Raw genomic sequence first — 14192 nt, forward strand, 5'->3', positions numbered from 1 at the left:
CGAAACGACGTAGTCGACCCAGCCACCCTGCACAATTTTCTACTCCGATGAAAACACTTCCTGGTCTGTTAGCCTGTTGCGCGCTCACTCTGTTTGCGGGATGCACGAGCATCGGTCCCTCGCGGCTGAAAGCGGATCAGGTCGACTACTCGCGTGCACTCGGCGAAGCAAAGAAGCGGGAAATCCTCGCAGCCATGATCGGGCTTCGTTATGCCGATGCGCCTTCTTTCCTGACCGTGAGCCAGATCATCGCGGCCTACAACGTCGATGCATCCGCTTCATCGACGCTCAATGCAGGTTCGGGCAGCGTACCGAACTACGCATCGGCAACAGGAACGATGTCGTACTCGAACCATCCGACCTTCACCTTCACACCGACCACGGGCGAAGCCTATGCGCAGGCATATATTCGTCCGTTAGCGCCGACGCTCGTGCTGCCCCTCGCCGAAGGCGGCATTCCGATCGACCTGCTGCTGCGCATCTCCGCGCAATCGATAGGCGGTTTGCAGAACGGCACCGCACTAGGCGGCGAAGACAGCGCGGGATCGCCGCAGTTCTTCCAGCTGATTCAGGCGCTGCGCCGTTTGCAGCTGGCGGGCGAACTGAATGTCGAGTCGCGCAGCGAGAACAACGAGCAGCACGTCTATCTCGTGCTCGGTACGGCCACGACGACGGGCGAGGCGAAGGCAGTGCCCGATCTGATGCTCGTGCGCAAGCTGCTGCATCTGAAGTCCAATAGCGGCAACTTTGAAATCGTTTACGGACAGTCGTCGCACGGCGGCGATCAGATTGCGATGCTGACGCGCTCGGTTCTCGGCATCCTCACCGATCTCGGCGCACAGGTGCAGGTGCCCAACGATTCGATCAGTAACGGCGCGACCAAACCGACGGTATCGCTGGTCGGCGGCGAAACGCGGCCGACGATCGTCGTGCAGTCGGGCAACAAGCCGCCCGCCGATGCCTATGTCTCCGTACGTTACGGCCCGTCGACATACTGGGTCGATCGGGCGGACTTCGATTCGAAATACGCGTTCACCGTCGTGCAGAATCTGATGGCGCTTGCGGAAGCTGATACGAACAGCAAGGCGCCTGTCGTCACCATTCCTGCCAATTGAACGTTCAATAGAGAACATTCAATAGAAAAGCGGGGTGCATGTTCATGCAACCCGCCTTTCGTTCAAGCCCTTACGCGCAATACATTACTGACCGAAGTAGACGTCCTTCGTCCCGTCGTTATGACGCGGACGCATCATCGGTTGCGCATAGCCCGTCGCCGCCGATCCGCTCACCACGCCACCGTAGCTTTCGCTTTGGCCTTGCTGATCGGACAGCCGACGTTCCGCAGCCTGCGCATTGGCAGGGTAATTCGTGCGGTCGCCGTCGCCCGGACGATAGCCCTCGTTTTCGACGTTCCTCAGATCCTGCCTCACTTCACCACGCGTCGCCGGCTGGTCCGGCTGGACGGTGGTTTGCGCGAAAGCCGTAGCGGAAACACCCATCACGGCAGCGAGAATGGCAGCTTGCTTGAGCAGTTTCATGACTTCCTCCATGAAGTAGGTAGTACACGTTTAATAGCGCAAACGCTGTACCAGCCGGTTTCATGAAAGGTGCATGAATCAGCAATCAAACCATTATTTCTTTATCTGTTTTCGTGGACCTTTAATTGATGCATCTTTTGCAGCGCCGTCGTTGTGCACGCCACAAATCAGCGCGACGCCTTGGGCCGCCGTCGCTCGCAACGACGCGCGCGAATCGCCTGCGCGCGAACGCAATGCAAGGCTATGCATGATCGCCGACGCAACGCGCGCCAGCACCGGCGCATCGGCATCTGCGGCAAGTTCGCCATCCGTCTGTGCACGCCGGATGCGTTTCTCGAACTCGCGATCGAACGCTTTGAGTCCTTGCGCCAATCTGGTGCGCACGTCTTCATCCACTTTCGATTCGACGACGGCTGTGCCAATCAGAAAGCATCCACGCGGCGCATCGCCTGTCGGCAAATAGAGCGCAAGCGCCGCGTCGTAGACGCGTTGTAACGCTTGCGCGAGCGGAATGTCGTCGCGAAGCGCGAGCTGCATGCCGTGCACGCCCGCTTCGACGTAGCGGTCCAGTGTGCTCAGATAGAGCGCGTGCTTGTCGCCGAACGCCGCATACAGACTCGGACGATTCATTCCTGTCGCATCGCTGAGCGTATCGAGCGAAGTGCCCGAATAGCCGCTGAGCCAGAATGCATCGGTGGCATTGCCGAGCGCGTCGTCGGCATCGTATGCACGTGGCCGCCCGCGCGCACGCTTCTCGTTTTTTGTACTGTCTCGCATATAAATATCTGGCACTGTCGATTTTTGTTCACTATAGTACAAAAACAAACCAGCGATCAGGAGACGTCGTCATGGATCTGTATTTTTCACCGCTTGCGTGCTCGCTCGCCACGCGCATCACGTTGTACGAAGCGGGCGCTCAAGCCGGCTTCATTCAGGTGGACACGAAAAAGAAGAAGCTGCGCGACGGCTCCGATTTCTATCCGGTCAACGCGCTAGGCCAGGTGCCCGTGCTGCGCACAGACGAAGGCTGGCTGCTGACCGAGAACACGGCAATCCTGCCGTATGTCGCCGATCAATTTCCGGCTGCGCGGCTGGCGCCCGTCGCGGGCACAGCGGAGCGCGCAAAGCTTCAGCAATGGCTCGGCTTCATCAGCACCGAACTGCACAAGGGCGTGTTCGTGCCGCTGCTGGATCCCGCTGCACCGCATGACTACGCGCGCCAAAAGGTCGCCCGACGGCTCGACTATTTGCAGTCGCATCTGTCGACGCACACGTATCTGTTAGACGACTTCACCGTCGCGGACGCGTATCTGACCACCGTGCTGAACTGGGCAAAACACTGCGACGTCGATCTCGCGCAATGGCCCGCCGTCGATGCGTATTACCATCGCATCGTGCAACGCCCTCACGTCGCGAAAGCGTTGAACGAAGAGATTGCGCTATACCGTGAAGAGCAGGCACAGTTGCAATAACGCAATCAACGAGGACGGGCAATGAAGGTGAACCGCATCGTCGCGAATGTCGAGACACAAAACATCGCGCAGGCGCAGCGCTTTTATCACGAGGTTCTCGGCCTCGAATTGCTGATGGATCATGGCTGGATTCGCACGTATGGTTCGAACCAGCCGATGACCGTGCAGATCAGCTTCGCGCAGGAAGGCGGATCGGGCACGCCCGTGCCCGATCTGTCGATCGAGGTCGACGACGTGGACGCCGCGTTCGCCGCGATGCAAGCCGCAGGGTTTGCGATCGAATACGGTCCCGTCGACGAACCGTGGGGCGTACGGCGCTTTTATGTGCGCGACCCGTTCGACAAGCTCGTGAACATTCTCGCGCACCGCTAGCGTGCGCGCGCGAATTGCCATCGAACGGACACACCGTTACGTGCGCAATCGCTTTACCATTGACCCGCGCAGTGTGCGCTGCTTATCGGGAGAACCTCAATGGACCTGGACTCGATCCGCAAGAACGCTTTTGCGATGCCCGTACACAATCCCGCTTTTCCGCGTCCTCCGTTTCGATTCGTGAACCGCGAGTACTTCATTATTTCGTACGAAAGCGATCCTGACGCAATAGCCGCTGTCGTACCCGCACCGCTCAAACCTGAAAACGCGCTGGTGCATTACGAGTTCATCCGTATGCCCGATTCGTCGGGCTTCGGCGATTACACCGAAAGCGGCCAGGTCATTTCCGTGCGCGACACGGAAGGCCGGCTCGGCAACTACACGCATTCGATGTATCTCGACGACGAAGGCCCGATTGCAGCGGGCCGCGAAATCTGGGGCTTTCCGAAGAAGCTTGCGCGCCCGCATATCAGCGTGGACGGCAACGACACGCTGCTCGGCACGCTCGATTACGGCACGCAGCGCATCGCGACGGGCACGATGGGCTACAAGCACTGGACGCTCGATATGGAAACCGAGCGCGCCAAACTCGCCGATACGCCGAACTATCTGTTGAAAGTGATCCCGCATGTCGACGGCACGGCGCGCGTATGCGAACTGGTGCGCTTCTTTCTGCGCGACGTGACGGTGCTCGGCGCGTGGGCGGGACCGGCCGCGCTCGAACTGCGGCATCACGCGCTCGCGCCCGTTGCGGATCTGCCCGTGCGGCGCGTCGTGGGCGCGCGTCAGGTCATCGCGCATCTGACGCTGGATATCGGCGAAGTGGCGTTCGATTATCTGGCGAACGCCGAATAGCACTCATACCATGCTGCGCGCGCGCATGAAACGCGTGCGCGCCACTTCAAAGCCTTTCTACTTGCTCTCGATCAGCTTGACGAGCGTATGCAGCAGACGATTCGACGGCGTCGCAACGCCGAGCGCTTCGCCGCGTCGCACGATCAATCCATTCAGGTGATCGATTTCGCTGCGCTTGCCGCGTGACAGATCCTGTGCCGTCGACGAATACTGCTTCGGCATCGTTTCGGCGATCATGCGCACGGCCTTGTCGACGTCGCCGGGAATCGTGACGCCGTCGGCCTTCGCGACGGCAAGACATTCGTCGACGATATCGCGCATCACGGTCGTCACGCCCACGCCTTGCACGAGCCGGCCGTACGGCAACTGTGTGATCGCCGACAACGCGTTGTACGCGCAATTGAGGATCAGCTTCGCCCACAGCGCGCCGCGCACGTTGTCGGAGATTTCAGTGGGCACGCCTGCCGCGATCAAGGTCTGCGCGACTTCCGCGCTGGCTTTCGACGGTTCGATCACCAGTTCGCCGCGTCCGTGATGACGCACGTGCCCCGGCCCCGCCATTTCCGTCGCGACGTAGACGACGGCGGCGGCTACTTCCTGCGGCACGACCTTGCGCACTTCGTCGGCGTTCTCGACGCCGTTCTGCAGCGACAGCACCAACGTATCGGGCGCGAGAAAGGGCTTGATTTCGAGGGCCGCGCTTTCCGTGTCCGTGGATTTCACGCAGAACAGCACGAGCTTCGCGCCCTGCACTGCGCTCGCGTGCGTGCTCGCCGCAAGCGGGATGTGTTCGTCGAACGACTGCGTTTCGAGGCGCAAACCGCGACGCTCGATGGCTTCGACATGTTGCGGGCGTCCGATCAATACGACTTCATGTCCCGCGCGCGCCAGCATGCCGCCGTAATAGCAGCCCACCGCGCCCGCGCCCATTACGGCGACTTTCATAGGCAACGCTCTTCTGTATGGAATTGAACCGTCAAAACTTACCACATGGCGCGCGTTCGCACCGCGAGCAAAGCGTCGGCGAATGCGGCGGGCGCTTCCTGCGGCGGGTTGTGCCCCACGTTGTCGATTACGCGGTGTTCGTATGACCCGGTGAAATGCGGCGCATGATGCACCGATCCGCCGATCGGCATCACGCCGTCCGCGCTGCCATCGATCGAAATGACGGGCACGGTGATAGGTGGTTGCGCGGCGAGCTGCCGCTCCATCGCGTCGTAACGCGGATCGCCGTCCACCAGCGCGTAGCGATGCCGGTACGAATGAATCACGACGTCGACGAAATCGGGGTGATCGAACGAGGCCGCCGTGCGTTCGTAGCACGCGTCGTCGAATTGCCAGGTCGGCGACCAGAGCGTCCATAGCAGACGGCACAATCCGCGGCGATTTTCCGCGAGCCCGGCGCGGCCGCGTTCGCCGTGAAAATAGTATTGATACCAGTGACGCAGCTCGTTTTCCGGCAACGCGGGCTTAGCCGATGCCGCGATGTTCTGGATGTTGTAGCCATTGACCGTCACGAGCCCTTGCACGCGCTGCGGATAAAGCGCGGCAACGATGCACGCGGCGCGCCCGCCCCAATCGTAGCCGCCGAGCAGCGCGCGCTCGATCTGCAGCGCGTCGAGCAGCGCCAGCAGATCGGCGGCCAACGCGGCCTGCTGGCCGGAGCGCGGTGTATCGGCGGACAGGAAGCGCGTCGGCCCATAGCCGCGCAGATACGGCACGATCACGCGTGCGCCGTGACCGGCGAGAATCGGCGCGACCTCGTCGTAAGCGTGGATATCGTAGGGAAAGCCGTGCAGCAGGACGACGGGCCAACCTTCGGGTTCGCCTGTTTCTTCATAGGCGATGTCCAGCAATTCGGTGCTCACGTGCTTGGGCATGATCGGCGGCTCCTTTAAGGGCGATCACTACGCACAGCAGACTCGGGACGCGGGGAGCGTCCATGGTAGCGCCGTCGCGCGAATCGCGCTGACCCGCTGACCCGCTGACCCGCTGACCCGCCGACCGTATGGCTCGCGCGACACCGCAACAGGCTCGCTAAAGAAAGTCGCTTTACTGCAAGCCGATGTCGTATCCTTGCTGTGCCAGCCGCACCGCGGGCCGCTACATTCCACAAGACGAGCCCGCAACACGTCGCTATCCGGGTGCCGCGCAAGACGAACCACATCGAGTACGAATGAAACAGGCACACGATCAGGCGACCTCGCCGTGCGGCGCATTCTCCCTGCATGACAGCCAACCGCTCGCCGATTTCGTCGAAAGCGGTCCGTCACTCGCTGCTTCCGTCGCGCCTGTTCCCGCGCCGCCGCCTCCCTTCAGCAGCCTGCGCGCGACCGCGATCCTGCTGCTCGGCTACGCGATTCTCATCACGGGTAACGGCCTGCTCGGCACGCTGATCTCGTTGCGGCTGATCCAGCAGCAGGCGCCGTCGATCGTCGTCGGCTTCGTGCAGTCCTCGTACTACATCGGCTTCATGCTAGGCGCGCTCTATGGCGGCTCGCTTATCGGCCGCGTCGGGCATCATCGCGCGTTCGTCACGTTCGCGGCGGCGTCGGCGTGCTGCGCGCTCGGCTATGCGGTGTGGAACGAGGCCGCGACCTGGGCGGCGTTGCGCTTCATCACCGGCTTTTGCCTCGTCGGCATTTTCACGGTGGTGGAAAGCTGGCTGCATCAGGTGGCGAGCAATGCACAGCGCGGACGCGTGTTTTCCGCGTATCTGATCACCAACTATCTCGGCGTCGGCATCGGTCAGTTTCTGATCGGTCTCGCCGATCCATCCGGCTTCGAACTCTTCAGCGCCGTCGCTGCGCTGTTCACCGCGTCGCTGATTCCCGTTGCGCTTGCGGGCACGGCGCCCGGTCCCGTCGCCGCGCCCGCCACGCACGCGAGCGCCTCGGGCCGCTCGCGTCTCGCGCGCGGTCTGTCGGGCTTGCAGACCATCTATCGCTGGGCGCCGCTCGGCGTGGTCGCGTGCCTTGCGGCAGGCCTGCTCAACAGCGCGTTCTACACGATGCAGCCGGTGTTCATGCGACGCGTCGGCTATTCGGTGCCGGACGTGTCGCACTTCATGGGCTTCGCGCTGCTCGCGGCGCTCGTGCCGCAATGGCCCGTCGCGCGGCTCGCCGATCTGTTCGACCGGCGCAAGGTGCTGCTATCTCTCGCCGCGCTCGCGGGTTTGCTGAGCGTGCTGCTGTTCGTGTTGCGCGATGGCGTGCTGATCGAGGCGCTCGGCTATCTGTACGTCGCGATCGCGTTCTCGATGTATGGCGTCGTCACGTCCTACGTGAACGACTGCATTCCCGCCGACGAACGTATCGCCGTCAGCGCAGGACTGCTGCTGATCTTTTCGCTGGGCGCGAGCGGCGGCCCGACGCTCGCGTCCGCGATGATGGCGTTCGCGGGCCCCGCCGGGCTCTATCTGTTCACGGCCGTCGTGATGGGTGCGCTGATCGTGCTGACGCTGCGCAGTCTGCGCGTGTCGCCGTCCACGCGCCGGGTCGCGGACGCCCGCTAGCTTCCTGTCAGGGCCACTCGCAAGCCTGATCCGCCAGTGCGAGCAGATCCGACACATGACGGCCGAGGCCCGGATCGTAGAGCACGGCATCGCGCGAAAACGCCGGCGTCGACGGCCTTTCTCCGCGTGCGTCGGACACCGCCTGCGCCAGCACGCGACGCAAGCTGTCGACATCGTTCGGTGCGAAGACGAGCTTGGCTTCCGGCGCGATCACGTCATGACAGCCGATGTTCGACGACAGAATCACGGGCGTGCCGCACATCACCGATTCCACGCCCACGAGTCCAAACGGTTCGTAGCTCGACGCGAGGATCGTATAGTCCGCCGCGCGGTAGCCTTCTTCGATCGTATTCACATAGCCGATGTAGCGCAGCCGCTTCGACGTGCGCTCGGGCGGACGACCCGCTACGGCCACGACGATGGGCAGATCGAGATCGCGCAGCGCGGCTTCGATCAGCGGCAAGCCTTTGCGTTCGTGACTGCTCGACGGAAACAGCAATACGATTTCGTCGTCGGCGAAGCCAAAACGTTTGCGCAATGCGCGGCGCTCGTCACTGGTAACGGGCGAAAAGCGGCCGTTGTCGACGGGCGGATACAGCACGCGGATCTTCGCATCGTCGACGCCGTACAGATGCCGCAGTTCATCGCGCATCTGCGGCGAATGCGCGACGACGAAGCGCGCCCGCCGGTATTGACGGCGCTCCAGCGCAATCTGCCGGCGGTCGAAGAACGATGGCCGCCGTCCCGTCGCGCTGAGGAAACCCAGATGCGTGCCGCCGCAAATCGCGATCTCCGACGCTTCGACGCGATTGCAGCCGATCAGCACATCCACTTTCGCGTCGCGCCGCATCGCGCTCAGGCGCCGCGAAAACCATTCGTCGCGCCATTTGCCCGGCAGAAACGAAACGTTGATCCGATGCGGTTCGACGAGCCGGCTTTCCGGCAACTTGGGATCGAATGCGCGGCCGAACACGGCCAGCTTGATCCCGGCGGCGACGAGTCCCCGTGTCACCTCGATCGCATAGCGTTCGAGGCCCCCGCTGTACTTCAGTGCATTGCACGACAATCCGATTTTCATGCTTCTTTTCGAGCTTCACCAAACGGCACTGGCAAGTCATCGCGCTTCCGATGTCAGGACACATCGCGCGTTCTTTAGGCCTGCTCCGCCAATTGCCTGAATACAGTGACAACGCGTCGACACGTCAACGCCTGACGCCAGAACTTTTCCTTGAGCCGCGCAGTGGGAATCCATTGCCGAGGCAGCACGACGCGCACGGTGCCCCACGCGGGCCGCCAACGCTCGGCGACGGCGCGACGCCTGAACAGGCTCACGGTGGGAATCGACAGATTCGACGCGAGGTGGCCGATGCCCGAGTCGTTGCCGATAAACCAGCCAGATTCGTAGAGCCAGCACGCGAGCGCATGCAGATCGTCGAATTCGGGCGCCGCGATGCCGCGTTGTTCGAGCCCGCTCCAGCGCGCACGCTCACTGGGCGCGATCACGAAACACACTTCATAGCCGAGCGCTTGCAGACGCCTCGCGAGTGCGATGAAGCTTTCGCGCGACCAGCGCTTGTCGTCGGTGCTCGCTTCCGGATGAATGACCACGCGATGCCGGAACCGCCGATGCTTGAGCGTCGCGGGCGCGACGATGCCGTTGTTCGTCGTACTCGCCGCGACGCCGAACTGCGTGCGGCTGAACTGCGCAAAGCGCTCGGCCATGCAGCCGGACCAGGTGCCGTATTCGACATCGTGCAGATCGATCACATGCGGATGCGCATAGGCAAGCTGCGCAAACGGTTGATGTCTGTGCATCTGCACGACGGCATCGAATGGTTCGAGCAGCGCTGCGCAATCGGCCTCATGCGGCAGCGGATGAATCTCGACATGCGGAAACCAGTGACGCAATGCATGAACATGCGTGCCGAACACGCAGACGTCGATGCCGCTCGCGCGCAGGTTCTGCACGATCACCATCGAGATCAGCGTATCGCCGATCGCATTCGACATCATGAACGCGACGCGCCTGATCGACGCGATGCGCACACACGCCGGCAACTGTGCATCCATATCAGGCCGCCTCGCGTCGAAGCTGATCGAATACGCGCAGCACGCGGTTCACCGACAGCGCGTATTTCCAGCAACGCTCCTTGAGACGACCAGTGGGAAGCCACGCGCCGCCGACCAGCACCTTGCCTGCGCCCCAACCCGGACGCCACGTTCGCGCGATACCTTTGCGCATGAATAGCGATAACGTAGGCACCTGGAGACACGAGGCGAGATGACCGATGCCCGAATCGTTGCCGATGAACCAGCCGCATTCGACGAGCCATGCAGCAACGTTGTCGAGCGAACCGAGGCGCGGCAAACCGATGCCATATTGCTGAACGTGTTCCCAGTCGGCGCGTTCGCCGTCGCTCACGATGAAGTGCGGCTCGAAGCCCTTCGACTTCAGGCGCAACGCAAGGCTCAGGAAGCGCGGCGCGAGCCAGCGCTTGTCGTCCGTACTGGCCGTCGGATGAATCGCGACACGCAGCGCATGCTTGCGATGCTTCAGCCCCGCCGGCACCGCAAGACCGTTGCCCGCCTCTGCGTGATGCAGGCGCAGCGACTCGCGGCAATAGTGCGCAAGACGCGCCGCCATCGCTTCCGGCGAACGCGCGCGGCACAGATGTTCGAGCACGATCGCGTTCGGATGACGTTGTTCGAGACGCAGCACAGGACGGTCGGCGTGAAGCTGGATGACGGTATCGAATGACGGCAGCAGCGTGTTCACATCGTCGTCGTTGAGAGCAGGCCGGATGTCCATTCCCGGAAACCATGCGCGTAACGCGTTCATGTGCGCGCTGAAGACGGTCACCCGCTTGCCGCTCAATTGCAGATTGCGCGCGACGGTCATCAGCAGCAGCGAGTCGCCCAACGCAGGTGACGACGTCACCGCTACGTTCAAAACCGGCTCGTTAGCGTGCTGCATGGTTGTTGCTCTCAATGAATGACGTGGATCCGACGCCCGGATGACATCCTTGCCGCGACGTCACAGACCTTGCTGTCCATGACGTCAATGCGATTTCAGCGCGATTATAGGTTTGCGTTTGTCACATGAGATTCATGAAAACTTTCTGCGCATTTCCCGGCAAGCAGCGCACGTGCACTACGTGCGCTTCGCGTCGCCGTTGTAGTAGCGCAGATCCGCTTCCGACAAAAGGCGCTTCATGTGCGGTCCATGCGTGGTCAGCCTGGCGGCTTGCAGCCATTCCTTCTTGCCGCGCAAGCGGTCGAACGCATCAGGACCGGGCGCGTCGGCTGCACTCGGCCAGTGATGACACACGAGACTCAGCGGTTCGCACACGTCCCTGAATTGCGGGTGCACGGGTTCACGTTCGTGCATGCCCAGCACCGCGCGATGACCGAAGCGCCCGGTTACCGCTTCATACAGGAGCTTTTCGAGGATGTCGCCATCGTCGGGACGCAAAGACAGCAGCAGATCGAGCATGGCGGGCGTGCTCTTCGCGATGAAGAACTGCGTCGAAAGAGACTTCCGGTCGCGAATGCCATAACGCGATCCCACGCGCCTCAACAGCAGTGCTAGACGGGCGCGCAAGCGTCGCCGTGGATCGTGTGAACGGCTCCATTCGGGCACGCGATCCGTGCTCCACGACGACGCGGCAATCATCGCGTGCGGATCTTCATCCAGCCTTTCCAGATAGCGCAGGATCACGTTCTGATCGAAGACCCACGTATCGGCTTCGAGATGAACGATGTAGTCTGCCTTGAGCTTCTCGACGGCTGTCTGCATCGATGCAACGAGCAGATCGAGCGCGCCGCGTGTCAGCGGTTTGGGCTCGCGCATCACCAGAATGTCTTCGATGTAGCGCGTATAGGCCGGGTCCGCGCATGCATGCACGACAGGCCACTTGCGCGGCCAGTTCAGCTTGACGATTTCCATCGAAATGCGCGCGCAGTCCGTGCGATTGAACGAAGTCAGGCAGACGACGACTTGCATGGCGAATTGACGTCTTTGGAAAGCGTCACATACTGCATCAAATTCGCATGCCGTAACGGTCTTGTATCCGTCGCGCGCCTTACGCAAAATTTCCGCCGCCTGGCGCGCTGCTGACTCGCTGTTTACTGATAGTCGCTAAAGCGCGAAACAGGCGCATCATCGGCGGGCGCAGACGAATAGCCGGGCACGTCGGCCTTGAACTGATCCAGCAGGCCGCGATCGCTGCGCGACAGTCCCTTCAGCTGAAGTTGCATCATCACGCGCGTGCCGGTGCTCGGCGTCGTGCTGCCCGTCGAGTTCGTGTACTTTTCGAACGCCAATGCGAGCGACCAGCATTGCGCGTCGTATTGCACCCCGAGAAGGCCCGCAATCAGGCGGTGCGTGCTCATGTCGTAATTGACGCGCGCGACGCTCGCCACGTTCTTCATCAACGGCCATTGACCCGATACGATGATCTGGTTCACCGGTTGATAATCGAGCGTCGTGTTCGCACGCGTGTAGCGGTACGCGACGTTGAACACATGCGCCGTCGCGGGCGACCACGCGAGGCCGACGGAACCTTGCGTCAGATAGTTGTTCGCCTGGCTGTATTGCAGCGCGTTCTCGATGTTCGTGTCCGTCGCGACCTTCAATGAACTGCCGAGTATCAGGCTGGTGCGCGCGACGTTCGCCGTACTTTCCGTGTCGTAGAGCGTCACGCGCGGCTGACGGAAATCGTAGCGCTGTGCAATGACGAAGCGCGCGCGCTCGTCGCCCGTTGCCGCATCGATGAAGCGCGACGTCAACGCGGCCGTCACGCGGTTCGCATCGGACACGCGGTCATTGCCCACGAACGCATTGTCGCGAAACAGCTCGCCGAGACCGAAATCGGCTTCCGTCGTATCGAACAGCGGCACATAGGTTTGATCGCGATATGGCGTATAGACATAGAAGAGGCGCGGCTCGAGCGTCTGGATATAAGACCTGCCGAAGAGACTCACCGCGCGTTCGAACGTCATGCCCGAATCGAGCGTGAGCGTCGGAATGCTCACGTTCACATTGCGCGGCTGGCCTGCGGGCGCGTCGGATGCAATCGAAGTCAGATCGTACGACGCGAAATGCCACTTGATGGTCGGCGTAAAGAACCAGCCCGGCCGCACGATCGGATAGCTGACGAAAGGATTGAACACGAAACGCGTGCCTTGCGTCGCATCGTCCGAAGAAAGCGTGAAGCGCGTTGCATCGGCCTCGAATCCATAGTCGAAGCCGCCGACGTCGTAGCGGTTGTAATGCACGTTGACCTGCGGCTCGCGGTTATACGTCGTATCGCTGGAAAACGACTGCCAGTGCTGCTCGCGTGCCAGCACCGACCACGGTCCGCTGTTGTATCTGACGCCCGCTTCCTGCTGATAGAGCGTGGTGGAACTGGTCGGAAAAGCGCTGCCCGAACCGAGATCGGTCGAGACATTCGCGTCCGACACACGGTTGTAATTCACGTACGCGCTGAAGCCGGAGCCGATGTTCCAGACGTGATCGAGGTCGATCGAATAGCGGCGCTCGTGCGTGATCATGTCGTTCGGCAGCCACGCGATGGAAAGCGAACCGGCCGAGGTACTGGTCAGATACCGATAGTCGGCACTCAGCATTTCGCCGCGCTTCGACATGTAGCGCGGCGCTATCGTCAGGTCGTAGTTCGGTGCGATGTTGAAGTAGTAAGGAACGGTGATGTCCACGCCATTCTTCGAACTCATCGACCACGTCGGCGACAGCAGGCCGCTGCGTCGCGCGCCATCGAGCGGAAACGACAGCCACGGACTCGCGAGCAAGGGAATGTTCTGGAAGTACAACACGCCGTTGTGCGCGACGCCTTCGTCCGCGCCGCTGTCCATCGTGAACTGTGACGCGCGGATGTACCACGCCGGGTTCGTCTCGCATGCACAGGTGCTGTACGTGCCGTCTACGATCTTCGAGCGCTCGTTGTCGAGCAGATCCGCGCGCGCGCCGCTGCCCCAACCGCCGCTCAGATAGAAGCGGTACTTCGGCTGCGCAATGAAGCCTTCGTTTGCATCGACATGCAGTTGACCATACGGCCCATTAAACTCGTCCCCTTTCGACACAATGCCGACGTGGCCAACCGCGTCGGCTGTATCACGGTCGACGTCATAATGCAGCGCATCGCCTTTGACGACGAATCCATAGCGGCGCAGTTCGGCGTCGCCCTTCAGCGATACGTCGGTGTCGACGGTACCTGTCACGTTGTCGCCCAGTGCGAACGTTATCGGCTTCACATCCGGCTGATTCGGTGTTTCAGCGAGTTGAGGCGCGAGCCGCAAGCTCCATGCATCGGACAGACGTTCGGCGCTGGCAGCGTCGCCGGCAAGTTGCGCGTAACCGGGCATGGGCGCCAGCAGGCAGAACACCAATGCGGCAATGGGCCTGATTGCGAGGCCCTGGACTTC

14 protein-coding genes are annotated in these 14192 nt (G+C 61.8%); 5 read left to right on the forward strand and 9 right to left on the reverse strand.

What is annotated here, in order from left to right:
* The first annotated feature begins 47 nt into the window (after positions 1-47).
* Complete coding sequence (locus tag QEN71_RS14965) at positions 48-1115, forward strand: hypothetical protein (RefSeq protein ID WP_201651198.1); 1068 nt, start codon at positions 48-50, stop codon at positions 1113-1115.
* An 84-nt stretch (positions 1116-1199) separates the two neighbouring features.
* Here QEN71_RS14965 and QEN71_RS14970 read toward each other — a convergent pair whose 3' ends face one another.
* Together QEN71_RS14970 and QEN71_RS14975 are read right to left on the reverse strand one after the other, a co-directional pair.
* Positions 1200-1538: a DUF4148 domain-containing protein gene (locus tag QEN71_RS14970; RefSeq protein WP_201651199.1), complete on the reverse strand. Its 339-nt coding sequence runs from the start codon at positions 1536-1538 to the stop codon at positions 1200-1202.
* A gap of 93 nt (positions 1539-1631) precedes the next feature.
* On the reverse strand, positions 1632-2315 hold the full coding sequence (locus QEN71_RS14975; RefSeq protein WP_233471826.1) for a TetR/AcrR family transcriptional regulator: 684 nt from the start codon (positions 2313-2315) through the stop codon (positions 1632-1634).
* 71 nt (positions 2316-2386) lie between these two features.
* On the opposite strand from QEN71_RS14975, the gene QEN71_RS14980 reads away from it, so the two are divergent.
* From QEN71_RS14980 to QEN71_RS14990, 3 genes are all read left to right on the forward strand, one after another.
* Positions 2387-3010, forward strand: coding sequence for a glutathione binding-like protein (locus QEN71_RS14980; RefSeq protein ID WP_201651200.1), 624 nt, complete (start codon positions 2387-2389; stop codon positions 3008-3010).
* A 21-nt stretch (positions 3011-3031) separates the two neighbouring features.
* Positions 3032-3382 (forward strand): VOC family protein, encoded by a 351-nt coding sequence (locus tag QEN71_RS14985; RefSeq protein WP_201651201.1) that lies wholly within the window; start codon positions 3032-3034, stop codon positions 3380-3382.
* A 99-nt stretch (positions 3383-3481) separates the two neighbouring features.
* Positions 3482-4237 carry an acetoacetate decarboxylase gene (locus tag QEN71_RS14990; protein ID WP_201651202.1) on the forward strand — a complete coding sequence of 252 codons (756 nt, stop codon included), beginning with the start codon at positions 3482-3484 and terminating at the stop codon, positions 4235-4237.
* A gap of 57 nt (positions 4238-4294) precedes the next feature.
* Here the strand turns inward: QEN71_RS14990 and QEN71_RS14995 are convergent, their stop codons facing one another.
* Both QEN71_RS14995 and QEN71_RS15000 read right to left on the reverse strand, forming a co-directional pair.
* Positions 4295-5182 (reverse strand): ketopantoate reductase family protein, encoded by an 888-nt coding sequence (locus QEN71_RS14995; protein WP_201651203.1) that lies wholly within the window; start codon positions 5180-5182, stop codon positions 4295-4297.
* Positions 5183-5220: 38 nt separating this feature from the next.
* Positions 5221-6117, reverse strand: coding sequence for an alpha/beta fold hydrolase (locus QEN71_RS15000; RefSeq protein ID WP_201651204.1), 897 nt, complete (start codon positions 6115-6117; stop codon positions 5221-5223).
* A 296-nt stretch (positions 6118-6413) separates the two neighbouring features.
* Here QEN71_RS15000 and QEN71_RS15005 point away from each other — a divergent pair, with 296 nt between their 5' ends.
* On the forward strand, positions 6414-7751 hold the full coding sequence (locus QEN71_RS15005) for an MFS transporter (RefSeq protein WP_201651205.1): 1338 nt from the start codon (positions 6414-6416) through the stop codon (positions 7749-7751).
* A gap of 7 nt (positions 7752-7758) precedes the next feature.
* Here the strand turns inward: QEN71_RS15005 and QEN71_RS15010 are convergent, their stop codons facing one another.
* From QEN71_RS15010 to QEN71_RS15030, 5 genes are all read right to left on the reverse strand, one after another.
* Complete coding sequence (locus tag QEN71_RS15010) at positions 7759-8829, reverse strand: glycosyltransferase family 4 protein (RefSeq protein ID WP_201651206.1); 1071 nt, start codon at positions 8827-8829, stop codon at positions 7759-7761.
* A gap of 74 nt (positions 8830-8903) precedes the next feature.
* Positions 8904-9821, reverse strand: a complete 918-nt coding sequence (locus QEN71_RS15015) for a glycosyltransferase family 9 protein (RefSeq protein ID WP_201651207.1) — start codon at positions 9819-9821, stop codon at positions 8904-8906.
* A 1-nt stretch (position 9822) separates the two neighbouring features.
* Positions 9823-10725 carry a glycosyltransferase family 9 protein gene (locus tag QEN71_RS15020; protein WP_201651208.1) on the reverse strand — a complete coding sequence of 301 codons (903 nt, stop codon included), beginning with the start codon at positions 10723-10725 and terminating at the stop codon, positions 9823-9825.
* Positions 10726-10902: 177 nt separating this feature from the next.
* The gene (locus tag QEN71_RS15025; protein ID WP_201651209.1) at positions 10903-11754 is read right to left on the reverse strand and encodes a hypothetical protein; all 852 of its coding nucleotides are present in this window, start codon (positions 11752-11754) and stop codon (positions 10903-10905) included.
* 122 nt (positions 11755-11876) lie between these two features.
* On the reverse strand, positions 11877-14132 hold the full coding sequence (locus QEN71_RS15030; protein ID WP_233471835.1) for an LPS-assembly protein LptD: 2256 nt from the start codon (positions 14130-14132) through the stop codon (positions 11877-11879).
* Positions 14133-14192 lie beyond the last annotated feature (60 nt).

The organism is Paraburkholderia sabiae (genome assembly GCF_030412785.1).
Taxonomy (GTDB): Bacteria; Pseudomonadota; Gammaproteobacteria; order Burkholderiales; family Burkholderiaceae; genus Paraburkholderia; species Paraburkholderia sabiae.